Source organism: Enterococcus sp. LJL51 (assembly GCF_054871795.1).
In genome coordinates, this window is sequence record NZ_JBTXLW010000016.1 from 74,485 (window position 1) to 94,415 (window position 19,931).

Sequence of the window (19,931 nt, forward strand, 5' to 3'; positions counted from 1 at the left end):
TTGTCTTTTTAAGTATCTTATTCATAGCTTGCCCGCGGACCACCAATTAGTTTGGGCCGTGAAGCCAAATAAGTGGTATGTGCTGCACCTATTTCTTTAACGCTTGTTCTGATAGGAATCTGCACATGTCGAACATGCATGCCGATAAAGGTATCACCAATATCAATTCCTCCAACAGCAGTGATTTTTTCAACCATGACAGGACTTTCAAAAAGCCTGTATGCTGCAGTTGCAGCAGCGCCGCCTGCAGCCATAGAAGGAACTACGCTGACAATTTCTAAACCAAGCCTTTTAGCAGCCGCTTGTTCAAGGACCAATGAACGGTTGATGTGCTCACATCCTTGTACAGCTAAAAATACTCCCTTATCTCTTAACACCTCTAAGAGTGTCTGCACGATTGCCTCTCCTATTTCCAAAGTAGAATGCTTGCCGATTTGTTCTCCAATCACTTCGCTGGAGCTGCATCCTAATACAAAAACATCCCCCTCACTTAATGAAAACTGTGCAAAATACTCCTTCATACCTGTCAGCAGCTGCTCTTTATAGCTATCAATCACAAGAATTACTTCCTTTCGACAATTTACTGTAATAAAAAACCAGCAAAACAGTCGCCTGCTTCACTGGTCAAAACCTACTGTCCATCAAGAATATTTAAACGAACCTTTTTAGGTCCATCTGTACGAACACTGTAAACAATTGTTCGAATTGCTTTTGCAACTCTCCCCTGTTTCCCAATCACGCGTCCGATATCCTCCTGCGATACAGTTAAGTTATATTCAAAAAAATCGTCTGATTCTTCAATTTCTAAAGAAACAGCTTCAGGCTGACTAACTAACGGACGAACAATCGTTAATACTAACTCTTTTACATCAGTCATGTTTAATCACCTTATTTCTTTTCAAGTTTAGCTTCATGATGTTTCTTCATCACGCCTTCTTTTGAAAGGATATTACGAACAGTATCAGAAGGTTGAGCACCTTTAGACAACCAGTTCAACACTAAATCTTCTTTTAAAACTACTTCCGCAGGATCTTTCAAAGGATTGTAAGTTCCTACAGTTTCGATGAAACGTCCATCACGAGGAGAACGTGAATCAGCTACTACAATACGGTAAAAAGGATTTTTCTTAGAACCCATACGTTTTAAACGAATTTTAACTGCCATTTATAATTACACCTCCATTAACTTAATCACAAATGTTAGTTTACCAGATTTATTCTAGGCTGTAAAGAGTTTTTTCTTGACACCTAATTTTTCTTTACAGTTTTTTTATTCCATGCTATAGTTTTCCTACCTTGGCAGGGGCACCTTGTGTCTTTATAGTGGTTGGAACAGAAGTGCTAAACCTTGAGAACAGAGTAGATATCGTACTAAATAGTATTTATTCACTCTTTCCGGTTGCCTGATGTGGTTAAGTACATCTATATACTTCTTTCCTCCACTTAATTTAAATGGCAGGAGAAGTGAAACATAAGTATGGTATTCCGTTGAATACCGTGTTTTTTTAATTGTCCTTTAAGAGCATCTACTTTAGATAATTCGTTTAAAAGTATCATTTGTTCGCATGTTTGCAACAATTTCTTTTCATATGACAAGTACAGATTTCTTTTCCTTACCCATTTTTAAGCGTTTTATTTGCAATAACTGCTAAATGAGCCTAGGATTAAGAGAGAAGAACCGTTCAGAATGGAGGAAATTAGTTATGACAAAGAAAATTGGATTTTTTGTAGGAAGCTTAAGAAAAGAATCTTATACCCGTAAGGTGGCAAAAGCATTTGCTGAGCTGCTGCCAGAAGGATATGAAGCAGTATTTATCGATTTAGCTCCTTTAGAGCTGTATAATCAAGATTTGGATGATGAAGGTACGCCAACACCAGCCTGGACTACATTTAGAAATCAGGTAAAAGCAGTTGACGCTCTTGCCTTCTTCACCCCTGAGTATAATCGTTCAGTTCCTGCTGTTTTAAAAAATGGTTTAGATGTCGGCTCCCGTCCATATGGACAAAGCGTTTGGGATAAGAAGCCCGGCTTAGTCGTTAGTGTTTCTCCAGGTGCGATTAGTGGATTTGGAGCAAATCATCATTTGAGACAGTCCCTTGTCTTTCTAAATGTACCAACTTTACAGCAGCCTGAAGCCTATATCGGCAACATTGCAAACCTAATTAACGAAGACGGTACAATTGCTGAAGGAACTACTGGCTTTTTACAAGCAATCATGGATAGTTTTATCGCGTTTACTGAAGCAAATTCATAAAAAAAAACCTCTGAGCAGGTTTTTCTGCTTAGAGGTATTTTTTTGTCTTTAGCAATATCCGATTAATGTTTATTTCTTTGGAATACGTTCGTTTTCCCACTTAAAAATACCAGTTGCTTTTGCAAGCAGCTTTATTACTACTCAACAGTCTCATCTCCAAATCAGCAGCTGTAACGCTTCATAATCTGCCTCTTTTTATACTAAATAAAAAGCTGCCCATCCTTCACTACCTCGTAGTCAAATACAGATTTCTCAGTCAGCTCAGCTACTCCTGTTAGCCTTTTACCAAATTTTGGATTTCATCATGCCGCCAGCATTCAATCACGTGGTCATTAATAATTCCAACCGCTTGAAGATACGCATAAATAATTGTACTTCCAATAAATTTAAATCCATCCTTTTTCATTGCTGCACTAATTTCATCAGACAGCTCATTCGTAACAACTGGTGGATTCAGTTTACTTCGTTTCATATCTAGTGGCTGATAATCAACAAACCGCCACAAATAAACTGAAAAACTGCCGTGCTCTTTCTGAATTTTCTGAACAATTCTTGCATTATGAATAGCCGCTTCAATTTTTCTGCGGTTTCGAATAATTTCAGGATTTTCCAGCAGTTCAATAATTTTCTTTTCATCATAGAAGGCAACTTTATCAATATCAAAAAAATCAAATGCTGTATCAAATGCCTCTGCTTTATTCAATATCGTCTGCCAGCTCAGCCCAGCTTGATTAATATCCAGAACTAGTTTACGAAACAGTAATCTGTCTTCGTAGACAGGAACACCCCACACCTCATCATGATAGTGCTCCATCTTTTCACTAGTTTTTGCCCATTCACATTTTTCCATAGCTTAACTCCTTTCCCTCACTCTTTATTTTTTAGCTAAAAACCATGTAATCATCGGGTTTCTCCAAGTTTTGTAGAACAATTTCCAAAATGTATTCTGAATTTTGAACAAGTTTTGGCAAATTTAAAATTCGAAAAATTGAGATTGCCTGCTGGCACTTTTCCAGCCCTTTCTCTTTCGACTCTGTAACCATTTGAAACCAGCCTTTATAAAATAAAAGATGAATGCTATTTGCCGAATCCGAGGTATCTGACAAAATTTTTTCTAATATTTTCAATACTTCTTTACATTCATCGATGTATCGAAAATTGATGAAGGTTGTGAAAACAGAAAACAGGAGACTTGTGCGTAGGTCTCTCATCATCGAAAGACCTGCTTCTTTTTCCATTCGGGAAAGTGCCGTGGGCAACAGCTGGCGAATCGTCTCAACAGGAAAAGCGAACTGAAAGAAACGAAAAATTAACACTTCAAATACTCCCCAATTTTCCACACTATATAGATAACTCACAACTGGACGCGTTTTTATCCTAAAGTTGTCAAAAAGCTTCTGTGCTCCTACTCCTTTCACTTTGTGAAGATTCGCCTGATAGGAGTCTATCAATATTTGACAGAACAATTGCACAAAATTCTGCCAACGGATACTACCGTCCAGTTCACTATAGATTTTTCTCAGCTCGGCAATTCCCTTCTCTCGTTGATATAAGTTATATTTTTCATTTATAATCATAATCCGATTCAAATAAACTAAGTAAGTCCCAGTCATATAATGGGGCAAATCTGTCAACAGTGTAAACAACTTTACCTGAGATTTTGGAGCGCGTAAGTAATAAAATTCTTCAATCGTTACATTGATATTTTCCAATAAACGTTCTAACCGATGAATGCTGATGTTAGAGTTCCCCTGCTCAAACTTGCTGATGAATGAGACACTATTTAGCTCATCAGCTACTTTTTTTAAACTTAATCCCCGATCTTTTCTTAATTGCCGAAACAACTCGCCTTCTCGCATATACCTCACCTTTTTTCTACTATAGTGGATTTTTGACTCGATTTAATCATACCTTGTTTATAGTAAACATACAAAATAAATTTAGCCGGCCGCTAAAAATAAACTGAAAAGGCGTATTTTTTTATGAATGAATATCGAAAAAATAAAGGTTATCGGGCACTCATCAATGCTGCTCTGCTCAATGGAATCGGCAATAGCTTATTCAATATTGTTTTTATTATTTATGCCAGCACTACACCATTTAAAGGAATGGCCGTCTCACTTGCTTCAATGGCTTTACTCATCCCCAGTTTGCTAAACATTATTACAGGATATCTGGCTGATCAAACCCGACATAAAACCCGCTGGATGATTATTTCACGAATAGGACAATTCCTACTCTTCATTCTGCTGACAATTGCGATTCGTCTGCCTTCTTCCGTTCCCTTGTTTCTGCTGCTGCTGTTCATCAATATTGTTTCTGACTGTTTAGGAGCCTATGGCGGCGGGCTTCAGCTCCCGCTTTTACGCCGCCTCATTCCTGAAGAGCTTTTAGAAGAAGCTCTTGGCTTTCAAACAGCTACGCAAACGCTCGTACAAATTATTTTTCAAGGCGTTGGTGCTTGGGTTATCATACTGCTTCGTTATGATTTTTCTGCTTTCGGGTTGATAAACGCCGGGACATTTTTACTAGCAGGTGCTGCAATATTTCAGCAAAGAAAATTGTTGAGAGCAGCCGAACCCAATCATCACTCCATTAAAACGCAGGCAAAATCAGGTTTTAAGTCAAACCTGTTGGAAACATTACAGCTGCTTTATACAAACCGCTTTTTAAAAATCATTGCTCTATTTGCTCTAGCTGTTAATACACTTGGAACATGTATCGATGGTCTGATGAACGTCAGCCTGCTGACTATAGAGCCGATGTGGTTAGGAAATTACGGCAATACATTGGCGGTCATCGGCATCACATTATCGGCTGGAATAATTATTGGTTCATTATTTACAAATGACTTCCTTAAATCTGTTTCTACACTGCCGCTAATCTCTGCTACTATGGTGGTTTTGGGAGTTTTGGCGTTGAACTTTCTAATTTTTAAACATTCTTTACTCATGATTGTTTGTCTTTTCATTGTCGGCTATCTAACTGGGAAAATGAATCCAAGAGTATCCGCCTATATGATGCGCCAAATTGACGAAAAGCAACTGGCTGTTACCAGTGGAATTTTTAATACCCTTGTTCTGTTAGGCGGTCCAGTAGGGCAAGCCGTTTTCCTAGGCATTGCCAACACTTTGACACCTGTCTTTAGCTGGCAGATCTATCTGGTTGCTACACTGCTTATTAGTATTTTTGCTTTAATCTATTCTAGGAGAGTTGCTGAGCCGTCTGTTATCACTGTGGATTTAGAAGAAGAGAAATAGATCATTTCCGCTATAAATTGTTACTAAAAAAGATACCTGCATTCATCAAATTGACGAATGCAGGTATCATAACTACTATAAATCTATGGAGCAGCTGCTCCATACACATCCCATCTGAACTCATTGCTTATGAGCTTCAGCAAAAATTTCTGCTGTTTTCATCCTGCCAAAAGATGTTGGCCGCTTGTTGTCCAGCTTTTTATTTTTTCTTTTTCTTCTTTTTCTTTTTGTTCTTTTTCACCATGCGATTCATAGCCATCTTGCCTAGCTTGCCTTTGATTCCACCGCCAAACATCTGATCCATCCCAGGAATATTCATGTTTCCATTGGTCATCTGCTGCATCATTTTCTTGGATTCTTTGAACTGCTTAATCATCTTGTTTACTTCTACGACCGTATTTCCTGAACCTGCAGCAATCCGACGTCTACGGCTAGGGTTCAATAAATCCGGATTTTCCCGTTCTGCGGGCGTCATAGACTGAACCATTGCTTTTTTACGCGCCATATCCTTGGGGTCTACTTGAACATTTTCCAAGCCCGGCATCCCGCTCATTCCTGGAATCATTTTCAGCAGGTCTTCAATCGGCCCCATCCCCATCACCTGATCCATCTGTTCGATGAAGTCATTGAAGTCGAAGCTGTTTTCTTTCATTTTCTGAGCAAGCTCTTCAGCTTTTTTCTCGTCATAATCCTGCTGAGCTTTTTCAATAAGGGTCAGCATATCCCCCATACCTAAAATACGGCTGGACATCCGATCCGGATGGAAAACCTCTAAGTCCGTTAGTTTTTCACCGGAACCAATGAATTTGATTGGCGCACCAGTCACTGCACGGATAGAAAGCGCCGCACCACCACGAGTATCACCATCAAGCTTTGTAATAACTACCCCGGTAATCCCCAGCTGTTGATTAAAGCTGTCAGCAACATTGACTGCATCCTGTCCAGTCATAGCATCCACAACCAGTAAGATTTCATTTGGTTCGGCAATTGCTTTAATCTGTTTCAGCTCATCCATCAGTCCCTCATCAATGTGAAGACGTCCGGCAGTATCGATTAGAACATAGTCATTTTTCTTTTCAGCCGCAAGTGCCATCCCCTGCTTTACAATTTCTACAGGATTCGTATCTGTTCCCATATCAAACACAGGAACATCCAATTGCTGCCCCAGAACCTTCAGCTGATCAATCGCTGCTGGACGGTATACATCGGCAGCAATCATCAACGGACGGGCTTTTTCATTCTTTATCAGCTGATTTGCCAGCTTACCTGCAAATGTCGTTTTACCAGCCCCTTGAAGACCAACCATCATAATTACAGTAGGAATTTTAGGAGACTTATTCAGTTCGGCTGTCTCTGTCCCTAAGGTTGCAGTCAGCTCTTCATCAACTATTTTTACTATCTGCTGAGCTGGAGATAAGCTTTCCAATACTTCCGCTCCAACCGCACGTTCTCTAACCCGCTTTGTAAAGTCTTTAACAACCTGGAGGTTAACATCGGCCTCCAATAATGCCAAGCGGATTTCTCTCATCATTTCTTTTACATCTGCTTCGGATATTTTTCCTTTACGGCGCAGCTTGCTCATCGCTTGCTGTAGACGTTCTGTTAAACTTTCAAATGCCATATTCTCATTCCTCTATTTCTTGAATTTGTTCGATATAATGAATTAATGCCTCATCTTTCGGGTACGTTTCAGTGGAGTAGGTTTTTAGCTTGTCAAGCAGCTCTCCCCTAACAATATAGTCCGAAAACAAGTGGAGTTTCCGTTCGTATTCTTCAATAATTTTTTCTGTCCGCTTGATATTGTCATAAACGGCCTGTCTGCTCACTTGATATTCTTCAGCGATTTCGCCAAGAGAAAAATCATCTGCATAATATAATTCCATGTAGTTCATCTGCTTTTCAGTCAGCAATGTGGAGTAAAATTCAAACAGGGCGTTCATACGGTTCGTTTTTTCGATTTCCATGTTTATTCCTCCATCTCAATCCCTTCTAGGTTACCGATTTCATTTCCAATAGTCAAGAGTCTTGGAATGATTTTCAAGGATTTTTTCAAAAGCAGCCAGTAGTTGTTCATAGTACGAGCGGGCATTGGCACAGAAATCAGACATTCGAACCGTTTGAACCACTGAAAACTGCTGACCGTCCTGCTGACAAAGCCCTTCAACGCTCAGCTGAGAAACTTCATTTTTAAACAACTGTTTAAAACTTGTAAGAGTGATTGGGAAAAGCCCCTCTACTTCCTCTTCCTGTAAAAGAAATGTCCGAGCAGCCAGCTCCTGACGAACTAAAAAGACATTGGTAAATTCATTATCAATAAAACCGTCCAAGGCAATTTCAACAATAAATACCCCCAGCGATTCTGCCTGCTCAGGCATTATTTTAATCCCTAGCTCTTCTTCTACCTCGCGAAACCCATCTGCAACCTGCTCGGCTGCTAGAAGATGACCTGCAGCAGTGATATCCAGCATTCCGGGAAAATCCTTTTTGGTTCGTGCTCTTTTTTGAAAATAAATAATTAAATCATCAGCTTTTAACTCATAGAACCAACAATGAAAAGTTTCATGCCAAAGCCCTTGCTGATGAATTTGCTCCCGGGTTGCTGTTCCAATACTTTCATATTCAGCATTGAATACTTTTAATACTTCCTTTTCACTCATGCAGCTCTACTTCCTCCAATACTTGTTTCCACTTACTTTCTGGCATTACGTTAATACCGTGCTGTTCAAAATAGGCAACCGCGACACCAACTCCTGCTTTTTTCATTCCAGAAAAACGACCATCATAAATCAGCTGTTTACCACAGGAAGGACTGTTTTCTTTGGTTAAGAGATGAGTGATTTGCTGCTCCTTTAATTTTTGGTACGCTCGTTTTGCACCAGTTTTAAAAGCAGCTGTTACATCTTCGCCACTGATAGTCAGAACACTTGCTTTACCAGTCCAAACATCCCAGCCGTCGCCACCGACTATTTCTGCTGGCTCTCTAGGTATCTCCAAGCCGCCTAGTACTTCCGGACAAATCAAGACAGCTTTTCCAGCCTCAATAAGCGGCTGCAGCTCTGGAATTGTTTTTGCTGTGCCGTCGTAACGACAGCAGCTGCCTCCGAGACAGGCGCTGATTCCAATCATTTTTTTACCCCCAAAACCAATTTTACTATTTATCTGTCATCGCCCTACTATAAATCTAGTCCATTATACCATTTTCTCTATACTGTCTACAAAGTTATTACTAACATAGCTATTCTCTAAAAAAACTGACAGAAACAGCGACTCATCTGTATAATAATAAATAAGCTATAATACTATCCAAACACTGTTAGAAAAGAAAGGGGTAATTAAACTGATTGAAAAAGCCAGGAAACACGATGTGAATGAGGTAGCATTATTATATGATGCACTCAATGATTATCTAGCTGCTCATACTAATTATCCCGGCTGGCAAAAGGCGATTTACCCTACCAGGGAAACAGCAGAACAAGCAGTGGCAGCTAGTAATCTTTTTGTCTTCCGTAAACAAGGCAGAATTATTGGCGCAGTTATTTTGAACCACGAACCAGAAGCTGCCTATTCTCTGGCTGATTGGCAAATCCATTTAGACTACAAGGATATTTTTGTTGTTCGTACTTTCGCAGTCCATCCTGACTTTCTAACTATGGGTATCGGAAAACAGATGATGCGCAGCATTATCAGCTATAGTCGGCAAATGGAGATAAAAGCTCTTCGTTTAGATGTCTATGAAGAAAATATTCCGGCTAAAAATCTTTACAGGGCTTTTGAATTTCAATATATTGCTGCTGTAGATTTGGGTTACAGTGCTTACGGTCTTGATCAGTTTGAACTGTATCAAAAGCTCTTGAGCAATTCTTTTGAATAAATCACGTGTACAATTTTTTCTTCTCCAAAAATAGAAACCTAAGAAGTTGATAGATAAACATCTATTAGTGAAACTGTGCTAAAATAAAGACGCAAGCTGTTACCCAGCAGAAGGCAATTTTCAGCGGTGACTGACGTCACTTTATCCCTAATTATTAAAGGAGCGACTCCATGAAACATGTATTAGTTGTAGATGATGAACCTTCTATTTTAACTTTATTGAAATTTAATCTTGAAAAGGAAGGGTATCAGGTAACCACTACAGATACTGGAACTGAAGCATATGAACTAGCACTAGGCAACTCCTTTGACTTTATCATTTTGGATTTAATGCTTCCCGGAATGGATGGACTTGATATTACTAAAGCACTTAGAAGAGAAAAAGTAGAGACGCCAATCCTGATTTTAACAGCTAAAGATGATCAAGTAGATAAAATTATTGGTTTAGAAATTGGTGCAGATGATTATCTAACGAAGCCTTTCAGCCCCCGTGAAGTTCTCGCCCGCATGAAGGCTATATTTAGAAGGATGAACGTCAGCCCTCGTAATTCTGAGGAGAGAAATGAACTGAAAGCACCTCTGGTTATCGGAGAAATTCAGGTTGATGAGGAAAACTATGAAGTGTTTGTTCAAGGAAAAAAAATCGAACTTACTCCAAAAGAATACGAACTGCTTCTATATTTCATGAAAAGAAAAGACCGTGTTGTCAATCGGGATACCTTACTGGAGCGGATTTGGCAGTATGATTTTTCTGGTCAAAGTAGAATTGTGGATGTCCATATCAGTCATCTGCGTGACAAAATTGAAAAAGACCCAAAACGTCCAGTTTATCTAGTAACCGTCCGCGGTTTTGGCTACCGTTTCCAGGAGCCTAAAAAATGAATAAACGGCAGCGTCTGGAATATTTCCTCACCATTATAAGCATGCTGCTATTATTTTTTGTCAGCCTATTTACTATTAATTCCTTTTTCAGACAAGAGCTGATGAATCAGCAGGAAAGCTACTTGCAAAAGAAAGCAGAATTCCTAACCAATCAGCTTCCAGTCAGCATTTTCAGAGAAAAGGAACTTGCTGCAAAAGAGCAGAGCTTTTTGAAAGCCTACATAGCTGATAATGAAGAACGAATCAGTTTGTTAGACCCTAGCGGGAAGGTATTTTATGACACAATCGATAAGAATCTGGATGATTCCCGTTCTAATCGACCAGAAATTAAAGCTGTTTTAAACGGTGCAGCTTTTGGCTCTGATCATCGGACCAGTGCTACACTAAACTCAGAACTGCTTTATCTGGCGATTCCTGTAAAAATAAGAGGGGAATTAATCGGCATTATCCGAATTTCCGAAGAAGCCAGCAAATTTTCCAGTAGTCTAGCGGCATTTCGCAATTTCTTAATCATCATTTTTGGATTGCTCTTTCTTATCATTACAGTCTTTTTACTACTTATGATTCGGCAAAAGAACAAACCTCTACTTACCGTCTTGCCTTTTCTGAAACGGATGCTTCAACAGCCTGAGAAAAATCGTTCAATCATCCAGCAGTCTTCTGAATGGCACGAATTATACGAAACAGCAAATGAGCTAAGCAACCAGATGAGTGAAACATATCGTGCCTACACATCTACAGAACAGCAGCTGCACAGTCTACTCAACGAGCTGATGATTGGTGTTTTTATTATTGATAAGAATGGGAATCTGGAATTAATTAATCCTGTAATGTGCGGCTTTTTGGACATTTGGACAGTGCCCGCCAAACGGGAAAGCTATGTAGAAACAATCAATGAACCCATTTTGATTCAGTTGATCAATCAGGCAATTACAGAGGAGCGCAATGTTCAACAGGAAATTACGCTTGCTTCCAAATCAACGGAAACGATCATTGACCTTTCATTACACTATTTTGATAATGACTATAATAACCACCAAATTTTTGGTGTTGCCTATGACCTTTCTCAAGTACGTCGACTGGAAAAAATCCAAACAGATTTCGTCGGTAATGTTTCTCATGAGCTGAAAACACCAGTTACTTCTTTAATTGGTTTTACTGAAACACTCTTGGATGGTGCCAAAGACGACCCGGAAACACTAACAGAGTTTTTAAAAATTATTCAAAAAGATGCCTATCGGCTACAGCGGCTCATTCAAGAAATTATTTTACTTTCCAGAGACTCTAAAAGCAGCTATGGAGAGCAGAAAATTGAACTATACTCCTTCATTAAGGAAATTGTTCATTCTTATCAGCGCCCAATCAAGGAAAAGAAACTGCAGGTATCTATTACTGGGGCAAGAAAACTTACCTTCAATACTATTTATGAGCTTTTTCATCCGATTGTAAAGAATCTGATTGAAAATGCAGTCCAATATTCTACTGTGGATGGGGAGCTCAAGATTTCCTTCGGACTGCATTCACAAGAATTAGTGATTTCGGTTCAAGATAACGGCATTGGCATACCTCTGGAAGAACAAACTCGAATTTTTGAGCGTTTTTATCGGGTGGATAAAGCCCGGGCCCGTTATTCCGGAGGCACTGGACTAGGGCTCGCCATTGTTCAGGCTTACAGCGAACAGCTTGGCGGAACAATCACTGTAGATAGTCACCCTGGCGTAGGTGCTACTTTTATCTTGCGCCTGCCGCTTATCTAAAAATCACTGTTGTTTGATTTTAAGGAATCAGGGCATCTGGCCTGTTTTATAAAAATATATGAGCAGTAGGATTGTCATATACGTCGACAATCCTATTGCTCATTTTTCTTCTAAAATGTACCTGTTTAGCTCATCCCATAAAATAATTGGAAGAACTGCTTCTTTGACTATCGTACTGTTTGTCCTCCACATATACTTCCTATCTATTTTCATTACTAACAACGCTTTATTTAGTAATCATGATAAGGATTGGCTATATTCTCCTCCGCTTCACTAATTGCTTCTTGTATTTCCAGAAGTATTTGCCCATCAATATCTGTTCTATCTGCAATCGATTCTTTAACTTGATTGAAGCTCTTCACTAATCCTAAACTAAGGATAATCACCAGCAGAATATCCACATCTACATAGCTTTCAGTATTCCATAAGCTACATACTAAATTGTCTAGTTCAGATTTTAACGGTTCCTTTAAAATCTCATAAGTATATCCTTGTCGATCCGTTAATTCTACCAATATTTCAAAAAAATTACCCTTATCTACACGACCATTTTCAAAATTTGAGATTGCTTCACAAAAAAGATGATAAAGTTCTTTTTCCGGCACAGTTACTGGCAATAGCTTGTATTCTTTTAGCTTTAGCATGTAATTTCTCCTTGCTTTATAGAAGCTACAGATTTCAGTTGTATTTGTTTGAGACAATGATACCTCTCCAGACTCTTAGTCTGCCTAATTTTAAATAAACGACAATCCAAAAGCTGCTTCTTTGGAAATAAGTCGGGCAATACTCTCACCTGCAGGATTAGTCTGCAAAATAATTGTGTGTGCCTTCATTCACAACTTTTAATAGAATAATATCTGCGACGTGTGACTCTTTGTTTGAGAAAAAATTCTGTGAAACTACGCAGCTATTTTTCAAGCAATCGAACCTTCTCTCCTTCAACAAAAACTGCTTGATGATCATTGATTATTCTTAAATCTAATTTTCCAGAATAGTTCTCACTGATAGTGGCAACAGTTTCCTTAAACTGCCAGTGCCCCTGATGAGGCACAACATAAAAATCAACTAACTGTAAACCAGAATAATTCTGCAACTGAGGCGCCTTCTGCTTATCATCCATTGGAGATGAATATTCAATATCTGGTGCTACAATGATTGCTCCAGCTGATTCTCCTATATAGAGCTTACCACCATTGACTGCTTCTATAATTAACTTGTCGGCGCCTGTTCGTTTCATCTCCTGAAGCAGGAAAAAAGTATTTCCACCCGCAATATAAATACAATCATTTCTTTCCAATGTACTCTTAATTGTTTCGTAGGATGCCGTAGAGATATCCAGCTCTTCAATTGCCAACCCAAGTTTTCTTAATTTCCGTTTACCTAACCTTACAAAAAAACCCAATTTCTCTACCTTGCTTGCAGTCGGGATATAAGTGATTGTTTGTCCGCTAATCGCCGGCTCAATCTCTTTTACGAAAGGATAAACATTTTGAAACATCGAGACTAACAGCATTTTCTTCATATTTTATCTCCTTTCAATGTTCAATTTTGCACTGACAAGCGCAGTAAAGTCGACTGGTCTGTTTCTAACGATTTCCCCTTATATATCTACATATCTCAGCCACAATCCCAGTTGTATAAAATCTTTGTAAAGTCCTTTTGCTGCAATGCCTGATGGTTAATGAAAAAATTGGCGACACCCATATCTCCCCACATAATTGACCATGAATCTCCAATTTTTTCTGTATCTAGTTGGAACAATAGTGTGTCGTACTCCGTTTTTGCTTCATAGATACGTGGATCCTCCTGAGTAAAAAATGGATAACCACCAATTTTACTGCCAGTAGCTCCCTTATGTAGCGCATTATAAATTTTTTCTTCCAACTCACTATCATCGGTGATATCCTTTAACCACTCAAACATCGTCTTACCAAAGATTTTTTTAAATTCATAACTATCTGTATTTAATATTTGAGCATCCAAGCTGCCGGTAATCCTAAACTCTCCATCCACTACCGCATATAGCTCGTTGCCCTCTACCGCTTCCTTCTGAATTTCTTCCTGCTGCTCTTTGGTATAAGAAGTCGTCCTATCGTCCTTAAAGTAAAAAACATGATAACCTGCACGATTTTCCGACTGTTCATAATCTACCCCAATTAAATCATCTGTATAGTCTACATAAAAAGCTAAGATTCCCTTTTCAGGAAATCCGCTGCAGACAGGCAGCTCTTCAAAATTAATCTGTGTTAATAAAAAGAGCGGCATACCTGTTTCCGTGTTCCGCGGGTAATTTTCTGTGACAGGAAGATAGCCTACTCCTCCTGCCTTACTTGTTTTTAAATCCAATGGTCCTTCATTGGAAAACGTTAATTTAATGTACTCTTTTTTTGTTGATTCAAATTTTTTTTGCCAAAACTCCGGCAACAAATCCCTAAGCTCGTTTTCCATTTTTTTCCTCCCGTTTTTTATTTATCATAACACTTAGTTTTCAACAATGTAAAGGCTTTATTGTCAGTATTTTCTGATAATAAGAAAAGCTGAATGTGATTGCCAGTTCTTAGGAATTTGCTGTCTATCCACAATACAGACTTCCCACATCTGCATCCACTTCCGGCACTTTGGTTACCTTTCCTATAACCGTCTTAGCTCCGTTATCACAAAGCCTTCAAAGACCGCAAACGATGTTTTGAGTATAAAAAAGGGAATGGGACAATAGTCAGAAGAAAATCTGATTATTGTCCTACTTTTTTAATTTTAGGGTACACAAAAAGCACACAGCCTTGTAAGATTAAAGTGCCTAAACCCAATCAAAAGGAGCGTGCTTTTATGTTTAAAAATTATACCATCAATCAAACGATTTTACCATTAGAGTTGGAACAGTTTATTCCTGAAACGGATGTCGCTTTTGCGGTTAATGCCTTAGTCGAAGCCATGCCGCAAACACTCTTTAATAAATTAGAAGAACAATTAGGCCGACCGGCCTACCACCCGAAGATGCTATTAAAAATTATTCTGTATGCGTATACTCAGCGTGTCTTTTCTGGTCGGAAAATGGAATTTCTGTTGGATGACAGCTATCGTATGCGCTGGTTAGCGAACCACGAACAAGTCAGCTATCGCACCATTAATCGATTCAGAAGTCAGGAGACAACGGCAGGTCTGTTAGAGGAAGCCTTTGTTTTATTTCGTCGTCAGCTGATTACGAATCAAGTCATCGATAATGAGGCCCTTTTTATCGATGGCACAAAATAAGAATACTCTTATTTATTTAGTTTTTTAAAATAGTCTCCATCAAATAAACTAGAAATCTTCGTAAGGAAACTCTTCTAATCCTATTGCTTCAATACTTTCACAATAAAAATTTATATAATTATATCCATCATTCTCTCCATAACCACTGTCATCATGAACATGATATCTTTTGTCTCTTGGCCAATCCATAGGTTCATTCTTCATATCTCTTATTATTAGTCTGTCATAGATGTCAATATTAGTAACCTCTTTTAGCGATAACTCACTTACATTATTAAATTTAAATTTTGATAACATTACTTGAGGCTTTTTTGAAAATTTAGTCTTTACATCTAAAATTAATACTGAGCGTTTTTCATTAAAAATATTTTCCTCAATATTATATTCTATTTTCATAATATCGCTAAAATGAAATGGATTATCTGAACCTATCTCATCTAAAATCACATTACTATTTTCAATATATTCAAACATTTTTTTCCTCCTAATTATTTTATTTATCAAAATAAAAAGTAATACTATTTGTTCCTTGATCAATTCTCCCTGGCCTTAATACATCATTGTCATCTAAGAAATATTTTGTATGAGAAGAAGGATGCTTATAGCCATTTTTCCACTCATATTCATGTATATGGGGATTAGTATGGTGTAAAGAATTTCCATGATCTGAATAATCTATTCTTATACTTTGTTTCCCCTGTTTATCATAAATAATGACGGATTTTTCTACATTTCCACTAGAACCCAATCTATTATATTCCACTCTACTGTTCGGAACACCATCCATAGAAGAATAATTATTTTTATAATACTCTTCTGGTAAGAACGGTTCTGTAGCAAAATCATTTGGTTGCTTGATAGTCTCAGCCCCACTAGCTGTCTCATTTTTCACCGTCTGTCCATGATACGTACTTCCTGTATCTGAAGCTACTCCCGAAACCTTAGTTACTTTTTCCCTTAACCGTCTTAACTCCGTTATATCCTAACATAAAGCCTTCAGATACTACAAATCGGTTTAAGTATAAAAAAAGAGTATTAGCCTGTCACACTAATACTCTTTTTCGTTTGTAATTTGCTAACACTACTATTAGTTTATTACGAAAATAGCTTGTGCATTATTTGTACAATAAATACAGTTAGCTTTTATTAACTATTGGCAACCTGATTAGTGAAATTACACTTACTAGTCAAGGTTCTATCATTAATTATCAGTCTTATGATAGAGTACCTTCTATATTTCTAATTTAGATTGAATATCCCTAATAATTTCCACTGGATTTTTTTACAATTGAAATTCTATCTTAATCTCACTTAATAGACTGTTGATTTTATCATTATCATTATAATTCTCATCAATAAATATTTTTAAATACTCATAAAACTCATTGTAATAATAATAGGCTTTTTCATCTTCTGTAGAGGCGGGATACTCTGAAACAAGTAAAATCTGATCATTTCTAATTTCCTCTATTTCTTCTTCATCATTCTCTTCATCCAAATCACTTTTGAATAGTATACCCATTGCATCTAATCCAAACGCCTCCTTTTTCAAGAATTTTTCCATCATAGTTTCAATATATCCACCAATTAAAAAGAAGTATTGATTGATTAATTTTTCCTTATCCAATTTGTTCACGACTAATTTATACATAAACCTATACCTCCAAATTATTTTAAGGTTGGGAAAAAGTTTGTTATTTCACCAGTTGCTTTGTCAATATATCCTGTGAATTTCAATCCATTAGAAGAAAAACCTTCAACAATATACCCATTCATTTTTCCATTTTGCATTGCTTCTACTCCCATTTTATATATCTCATCGTTTGAAAAAACATTCGAATCATATACTGTTTTAGGACGTGAAATATTTTTGTATTGATTAGGTATAATGCTTTTCTTATTGTCAATAGCTGGAATCCTATATTCTATCTCATAAATTCCTTCTATCGTTGGATGCGGTGTTTTACTTACAATACAATCATCAATGTTAAAACCCTGATTACGGAGTTCTCCATAAAAAGCGTCCATATTATGTCCACCCTTCACTCCTTGTCCACCTTTTCTAAATAACCCTTCTGAATTTTCTAAATGATTTCTAGCATTACTGCCAATTCTCACATGATAGTTTTTCCCTCTAACTGTCTGTCCATGATACGTATTTCCTGCATCCCCACCTACTTCAGGAACCTTAGTTACTTTGCCCTTAACCGTCTTAACTCCGTTATATCCTAACACAAAGCCTTCCAGTACCACAAACGAGGCTTTGAATAAAAAAAGAGTATTAGCCTGTCACACTAATACTCTTTTCCGTTTGTAATTTGCTAACACTACTATTAATTTACTTTAAAAACAACTTACTCTTTAGATGATAGCTTTAATGCCTCTCTCTGTATTTCTGTACCATAAACACAAATTAAATATCCGAAATACAAAAGAAAAATAAATATACATAGTTTTCAATTTCCGATTTATCATTAATAACTCTATTCGTTTATCTCCTTTGTTTTAAAACAAAATTAAAACTCTGAAGGATTTTGGTAACACCAGTCTTCCTCTATAGAAGCCGGATTCATTTTTTCTAAATCTTTTAAAGAATAAAACCAATCTTCTTCTATCCACAGCAAAGCTTCTGGATATAGGGACAAAAAATCAAATGTTAAGTAGAATAACAAATCTTCATTTCCATCAATTGAATCTATCACTATTGCCTCAAAAAAAACTATATTATTATCATACCAGTCAAACGATATTTCTTTAAATTTATAAGGTTCATCATATATATCCACGTTTAATTGTCTAGATACACTATCCCGAAAAGGTCTATCACTGATGTTTGTTCTAATCAATTTGATACGATTTTCACTATCACTTTCTACCATATTCTTTGCAAAAAAGAACTTTTTCTCTTTAGATATTTTTTCCATCACATTATACAAATCGGTAGCATTTATAAAACTATTTTCTTTTAATAAAATTGAACAGGATATACTCATTTATTTCAACTCTTCTCCTAAATTATCTAGTGAATTTACTATTGTTATCTTATTTTGTGATTCCAAATTCCGTAAATACTCAATCTTTTCCAAGGTTTTGGGATTAGTGATATTCTGAATTGGTTCATCAAAATATACAAGTATTTTTTTGACTCAAAATTAAAAAACTAGGGATTATTATAATCAATCAGCCTATCTATTTAATCAGTTTTTATTGACGAAGCAGATTTCTTAACTTCAATTATGTGCTTTGGAGTTACAATATCTAAATCAGTTACTTTTTGATTGTTAGTTAAAATTTCTTGACCAAATTGAGTGACTTCAATCTTCTTCTGTGTATAACTACCAACTTTATATCCTAACATAAACCCTTCCAGTACCGCGAACGAGGCTTTAAGTATAAAAAAGAGTATTAGCCTGGCACACTAATACTTTTTTCCATTTGTAATTTGCTAATGCCCCTATTATTTTATTACGAAAATAGATTGTTCATTATTTGTACAATAAATACAGTTAGCTTTTATTAACTATTGGCAACTTGAATAGTGAGTTTACGCTTGCTAGTCAAGGCTTTACTATCCGACTCCAATCGAATAGTAAAGTGCCTTTTTTATTTTTTAATTATTTCTATTTCAAATATTTTTTAACAAGGATTATACTATAAATAAATTAGAAGTCTTCGTAAGGAAACTCTTCTAACCCTATTGCTTCAATACTTTCACAGTAGAAATCAATATACATATATCCGTCGTTTTGTCCATAACCGCTATCATCATGAATATGAAATCTTTCTTCATTAGGCCAATCCATGGGTTCATTTTTCATATCATGGATATAAAGTCCCTCAGAGATGTCTATATTATTTGCTAATTTATTCAAACATAAATTACTAACGTTGTTAAATTTAATTTTAGCTAGTAGAATACTCTTAGATTTTGAGAATGAAACTTTAAAATCTAAGTATAGAACTGATCGACTTTCATTAAAAATATTTTCTTCAATACAAAATTCAATTTTCATAATATTAGAAAAAGAATATGAGCCCTGAGATTTAATTTCATCTAAAATTTTATCTGCATTTATTACCTCTATAAGATTTTCAATAAATTCCGCCATAGTAATTCTCCTATTCATTTTTATTTATCAAGATCAAATGTTATACTATTTGTTGCTTTATCAATTTTCCCTTCACGAAAAATCCCATTTTCATCTAAAAAGAATTTTTTCTTAGAACTAGGATTTATATATCCATTATTCCATTCAAACTCATGAATATGTGGATTAGTATGGTGTAAAGAATTTCCATGATCTGAATAATCTATTCTGATACTCTGCTTTCCTTGACTATCATAAATAACAATGGATTTTTCTACATTTCCACTAGAACCCAATCTATTATATTCCATTCTGCTATTCGGAACACCATCCATAGAAGAATAATTATTTTTATAATATTCTTCTGATAAGAACGGTTCTGTAGCAAAATCATTTGGCTGCTTAATAGGCTCAGCCCCACTGGCTTTCTCACCCGGCACTGTCTGTCCATGATACGTACTTCCTGCATCCCCATCTACTTCCGGAACCTTAGTTACTTTTCCCTTAACCGTCTTAGCTCCGTTATATCCTAACATAAATCCTTCCAATACCGCAAACGACGCTTTGA

General features: G+C 36.8%; 24 protein-coding genes and 2 pseudogenes. 6 read left to right on the forward strand and 20 right to left on the reverse strand.

What is annotated here, in order from left to right; all coding sequences use genetic code 11:
* Positions 1–17: 17 nt before the first annotated feature.
* The 3 genes from ACYSNQ_RS14040 to rpsP all read right to left on the reverse strand — a co-directional run bounded on the left by ACYSNQ_RS14040 (position 18) and on the right by rpsP (position 1,164).
* Entirely contained in the window at positions 18–521 is a 504-nt protein-coding gene (locus ACYSNQ_RS14040) for a TIGR01440 family protein (protein WP_426084231.1), read from the reverse strand.
* 110 nt (positions 522–631) lie between these two features.
* Positions 632–877, reverse strand: coding sequence for a KH domain-containing protein (locus ACYSNQ_RS14045; protein ID WP_426084203.1), 246 nt, complete (start codon positions 875–877; stop codon positions 632–634).
* Between the two features lie 11 nt (positions 878–888).
* Positions 889–1,164, reverse strand: a complete 276-nt coding sequence (gene rpsP, locus ACYSNQ_RS14050) for a 30S ribosomal protein S16 (protein WP_426084204.1) — start codon at positions 1,162–1,164, stop codon at positions 889–891.
* 538 nt (positions 1,165–1,702) lie between these two features.
* On the opposite strand from rpsP, the gene ACYSNQ_RS14055 reads away from it, so the two are divergent.
* Entirely contained in the window at positions 1,703–2,254 is a 552-nt protein-coding gene (locus ACYSNQ_RS14055; RefSeq protein ID WP_426084205.1) for an NADPH-dependent FMN reductase, read from the forward strand.
* A 274-nt stretch (positions 2,255–2,528) separates the two neighbouring features.
* On the opposite strand, the gene ACYSNQ_RS14060 is transcribed toward ACYSNQ_RS14055, so the two are convergent.
* Together ACYSNQ_RS14060 and ACYSNQ_RS14065 are read right to left on the reverse strand one after the other, a co-directional pair.
* Positions 2,529–3,104: a DNA-3-methyladenine glycosylase I gene (locus ACYSNQ_RS14060; protein WP_426084206.1), complete on the reverse strand. Its 576-nt coding sequence runs from the start codon at positions 3,102–3,104 to the stop codon at positions 2,529–2,531.
* A gap of 31 nt (positions 3,105–3,135) precedes the next feature.
* Positions 3,136–4,113 carry a helix-turn-helix domain-containing protein gene (locus tag ACYSNQ_RS14065; RefSeq protein WP_426084207.1) on the reverse strand — a complete coding sequence of 326 codons (978 nt, stop codon included), beginning with the start codon at positions 4,111–4,113 and terminating at the stop codon, positions 3,136–3,138.
* Between the two features lie 123 nt (positions 4,114–4,236).
* Between ACYSNQ_RS14065 and ACYSNQ_RS14070 the strand changes: the two genes are divergently transcribed.
* Positions 4,237–5,514 (forward strand): MFS transporter, encoded by a 1,278-nt coding sequence (locus ACYSNQ_RS14070; RefSeq protein WP_426084208.1) that lies wholly within the window; start codon positions 4,237–4,239, stop codon positions 5,512–5,514.
* 199 nt (positions 5,515–5,713) lie between these two features.
* Here ACYSNQ_RS14070 and ffh read toward each other — a convergent pair whose 3' ends face one another.
* Genes ffh through ACYSNQ_RS14090 form a run of 4 tightly spaced genes read right to left on the reverse strand, consistent with a single transcriptional unit; the run spans position 5,714 to position 8,640 of the window.
* On the reverse strand, positions 5,714–7,135 hold the full coding sequence (gene ffh / locus ACYSNQ_RS14075; protein WP_426084209.1) for a signal recognition particle protein: 1,422 nt from the start codon (positions 7,133–7,135) through the stop codon (positions 5,714–5,716).
* A gap of 4 nt (positions 7,136–7,139) precedes the next feature.
* Positions 7,140–7,478 (reverse strand): putative DNA-binding protein, encoded by a 339-nt coding sequence (locus ACYSNQ_RS14080; RefSeq protein WP_426084210.1) that lies wholly within the window; start codon positions 7,476–7,478, stop codon positions 7,140–7,142.
* Between the two features lie 39 nt (positions 7,479–7,517).
* On the reverse strand, positions 7,518–8,171 hold the full coding sequence (locus tag ACYSNQ_RS14085) for an NUDIX hydrolase (RefSeq protein WP_426084211.1): 654 nt from the start codon (positions 8,169–8,171) through the stop codon (positions 7,518–7,520).
* Positions 8,164–8,640, reverse strand: coding sequence for a 2-thiouracil desulfurase family protein (locus tag ACYSNQ_RS14090; RefSeq protein ID WP_426084212.1), 477 nt, complete (start codon positions 8,638–8,640; stop codon positions 8,164–8,166). Before ACYSNQ_RS14090 ends, ACYSNQ_RS14085 begins: the two co-directional genes overlap by 8 nt.
* 238 nt (positions 8,641–8,878) lie before the next feature.
* Here ACYSNQ_RS14090 and ACYSNQ_RS14095 point away from each other — a divergent pair, with 238 nt between their 5' ends.
* From ACYSNQ_RS14095 to ACYSNQ_RS14105, 3 genes are all read left to right on the forward strand, one after another.
* Complete coding sequence (locus tag ACYSNQ_RS14095) at positions 8,879–9,385, forward strand: GNAT family N-acetyltransferase (RefSeq protein ID WP_426084213.1); 507 nt, start codon at positions 8,879–8,881, stop codon at positions 9,383–9,385.
* A gap of 170 nt (positions 9,386–9,555) precedes the next feature.
* The gene (locus tag ACYSNQ_RS14100; RefSeq protein ID WP_426084214.1) at positions 9,556–10,266 is read left to right on the forward strand and encodes a response regulator transcription factor; all 711 of its coding nucleotides are present in this window, start codon (positions 9,556–9,558) and stop codon (positions 10,264–10,266) included.
* Positions 10,263–12,023 carry a sensor histidine kinase gene (locus ACYSNQ_RS14105; protein WP_426084215.1) on the forward strand — a complete coding sequence of 587 codons (1,761 nt, stop codon included), beginning with the start codon at positions 10,263–10,265 and terminating at the stop codon, positions 12,021–12,023. Before ACYSNQ_RS14100 ends, ACYSNQ_RS14105 begins: the two co-directional genes overlap by 4 nt.
* A 230-nt stretch (positions 12,024–12,253) precedes the next feature.
* Here the strand turns inward: ACYSNQ_RS14105 and ACYSNQ_RS14110 are convergent, their stop codons facing one another.
* From ACYSNQ_RS14110 to ACYSNQ_RS14120, 3 genes are all read right to left on the reverse strand, one after another.
* Positions 12,254–12,667: a hypothetical protein gene (locus ACYSNQ_RS14110; protein ID WP_426084216.1), complete on the reverse strand. Its 414-nt coding sequence runs from the start codon at positions 12,665–12,667 to the stop codon at positions 12,254–12,256.
* A gap of 263 nt (positions 12,668–12,930) precedes the next feature.
* A complete protein-coding gene (locus ACYSNQ_RS14115; RefSeq protein ID WP_426084217.1) occupies positions 12,931–13,545 on the reverse strand; it encodes a Type 1 glutamine amidotransferase-like domain-containing protein in 615 nt (204 codons plus the stop codon).
* Between the two features lie 95 nt (positions 13,546–13,640).
* Positions 13,641–14,471, reverse strand: coding sequence for a YwqG family protein (locus tag ACYSNQ_RS14120; RefSeq protein WP_426084218.1), 831 nt, complete (start codon positions 14,469–14,471; stop codon positions 13,641–13,643).
* Positions 14,472–14,849: 378 nt separating this feature from the next.
* On the opposite strand from ACYSNQ_RS14120, the pseudogene ACYSNQ_RS14125 reads away from it, so the two are divergent.
* A pseudogene (locus ACYSNQ_RS14125) lies at positions 14,850–15,272 on the forward strand (transposase); the annotation flags it as partial.
* A 51-nt stretch (positions 15,273–15,323) separates the two neighbouring features.
* Here ACYSNQ_RS14125 and ACYSNQ_RS14130 read toward each other — a convergent pair.
* The 8 genes and pseudogenes from ACYSNQ_RS14130 to ACYSNQ_RS14165 all read right to left on the reverse strand — a co-directional run.
* The gene (locus ACYSNQ_RS14130) at positions 15,324–15,749 is read right to left on the reverse strand and encodes a hypothetical protein (RefSeq protein ID WP_426084219.1); all 426 of its coding nucleotides are present in this window, start codon (positions 15,747–15,749) and stop codon (positions 15,324–15,326) included.
* A gap of 19 nt (positions 15,750–15,768) precedes the next feature.
* Complete coding sequence (locus ACYSNQ_RS14135; protein ID WP_426084220.1) at positions 15,769–16,167, reverse strand: hypothetical protein; 399 nt, start codon at positions 16,165–16,167, stop codon at positions 15,769–15,771.
* A gap of 390 nt (positions 16,168–16,557) precedes the next feature.
* Positions 16,558–16,926, reverse strand: a complete 369-nt coding sequence (locus ACYSNQ_RS14140; RefSeq protein ID WP_426084221.1) for a hypothetical protein — start codon at positions 16,924–16,926, stop codon at positions 16,558–16,560.
* 17 nt (positions 16,927–16,943) lie between these two features.
* The gene (locus ACYSNQ_RS14145; protein ID WP_426084222.1) at positions 16,944–17,510 is read right to left on the reverse strand and encodes a CdiA family toxin C-terminal domain-containing protein; all 567 of its coding nucleotides are present in this window, start codon (positions 17,508–17,510) and stop codon (positions 16,944–16,946) included.
* A 281-nt stretch (positions 17,511–17,791) separates the two neighbouring features.
* Complete coding sequence (locus ACYSNQ_RS14150) at positions 17,792–18,268, reverse strand: hypothetical protein (protein WP_426084223.1); 477 nt, start codon at positions 18,266–18,268, stop codon at positions 17,792–17,794.
* 200 nt (positions 18,269–18,468) lie between these two features.
* Positions 18,469–18,633, reverse strand: a complete 165-nt coding sequence (locus tag ACYSNQ_RS14155) for a hypothetical protein (RefSeq protein WP_426084224.1) — start codon at positions 18,631–18,633, stop codon at positions 18,469–18,471.
* Between the two features lie 304 nt (positions 18,634–18,937).
* Positions 18,938–19,384 (reverse strand): hypothetical protein, encoded by a 447-nt coding sequence (locus ACYSNQ_RS14160; protein WP_426084225.1) that lies wholly within the window; start codon positions 19,382–19,384, stop codon positions 18,938–18,940.
* Between the two features lie 20 nt (positions 19,385–19,404).
* Positions 19,405–19,931 (reverse strand): annotated as a pseudogene (locus ACYSNQ_RS14165) (hypothetical protein); the annotation flags it as partial.

Coding starts and splice junctions, on each gene's coding strand:
- ACYSNQ_RS14040 (WP_426084231.1), bottom strand. CDS start 521: ATGAAGGAGTATTTTGCACAGTTTTCATTAAGTGAGGGGGATGTTTTT.
- ACYSNQ_RS14045 (WP_426084203.1), bottom strand. CDS start 877: ATGACTGATGTAAAAGAGTTAGTATTAACGATTGTTCGTCCGTTAGTT.
- rpsP (WP_426084204.1), bottom strand. CDS start 1,164: ATGGCAGTTAAAATTCGTTTAAAACGTATGGGTTCTAAGAAAAATCCT.
- ACYSNQ_RS14055 (WP_426084205.1), top strand. CDS start 1,703: ATGACAAAGAAAATTGGATTTTTTGTAGGAAGCTTAAGAAAAGAATCT.
- ACYSNQ_RS14060 (WP_426084206.1), bottom strand. CDS start 3,104: ATGGAAAAATGTGAATGGGCAAAAACTAGTGAAAAGATGGAGCACTAT.
- ACYSNQ_RS14065 (WP_426084207.1), bottom strand. CDS start 4,113: ATGCGAGAAGGCGAGTTGTTTCGGCAATTAAGAAAAGATCGGGGATTA.
- ACYSNQ_RS14070 (WP_426084208.1), top strand. CDS start 4,237: ATGAATGAATATCGAAAAAATAAAGGTTATCGGGCACTCATCAATGCT.
- ffh (WP_426084209.1), bottom strand. CDS start 7,135: ATGGCATTTGAAAGTTTAACAGAACGTCTACAGCAAGCGATGAGCAAG.
- ACYSNQ_RS14080 (WP_426084210.1), bottom strand. CDS start 7,478: ATGGAAATCGAAAAAACGAACCGTATGAACGCCCTGTTTGAATTTTAC.
- ACYSNQ_RS14085 (WP_426084211.1), bottom strand. CDS start 8,171: ATGAGTGAAAAGGAAGTATTAAAAGTATTCAATGCTGAATATGAAAGT.
- ACYSNQ_RS14090 (WP_426084212.1), bottom strand. CDS start 8,640: ATGATTGGAATCAGCGCCTGTCTCGGAGGCAGCTGCTGTCGTTACGAC.
- ACYSNQ_RS14100 (WP_426084214.1), top strand. CDS start 9,556: ATGAAACATGTATTAGTTGTAGATGATGAACCTTCTATTTTAACTTTA.
- ACYSNQ_RS14105 (WP_426084215.1), top strand. CDS start 10,263: ATGAATAAACGGCAGCGTCTGGAATATTTCCTCACCATTATAAGCATG.
- ACYSNQ_RS14110 (WP_426084216.1), bottom strand. CDS start 12,667: ATGCTAAAGCTAAAAGAATACAAGCTATTGCCAGTAACTGTGCCGGAA.
- ACYSNQ_RS14115 (WP_426084217.1), bottom strand. CDS start 13,545: ATGAAGAAAATGCTGTTAGTCTCGATGTTTCAAAATGTTTATCCTTTC.
- ACYSNQ_RS14120 (WP_426084218.1), bottom strand. CDS start 14,471: ATGGAAAACGAGCTTAGGGATTTGTTGCCGGAGTTTTGGCAAAAAAAA.
- ACYSNQ_RS14130 (WP_426084219.1), bottom strand. CDS start 15,749: ATGTTTGAATATATTGAAAATAGTAATGTGATTTTAGATGAGATAGGT.
- ACYSNQ_RS14140 (WP_426084221.1), bottom strand. CDS start 16,926: ATGTATAAATTAGTCGTGAACAAATTGGATAAGGAAAAATTAATCAAT.
- ACYSNQ_RS14150 (WP_426084223.1), bottom strand. CDS start 18,268: ATGAGTATATCCTGTTCAATTTTATTAAAAGAAAATAGTTTTATAAAT.
- ACYSNQ_RS14155 (WP_426084224.1), bottom strand. CDS start 18,633: ATGTTAGGATATAAAGTTGGTAGTTATACACAGAAGAAGATTGAAGTC.
- ACYSNQ_RS14160 (WP_426084225.1), bottom strand. CDS start 19,384: ATGGCGGAATTTATTGAAAATCTTATAGAGGTAATAAATGCAGATAAA.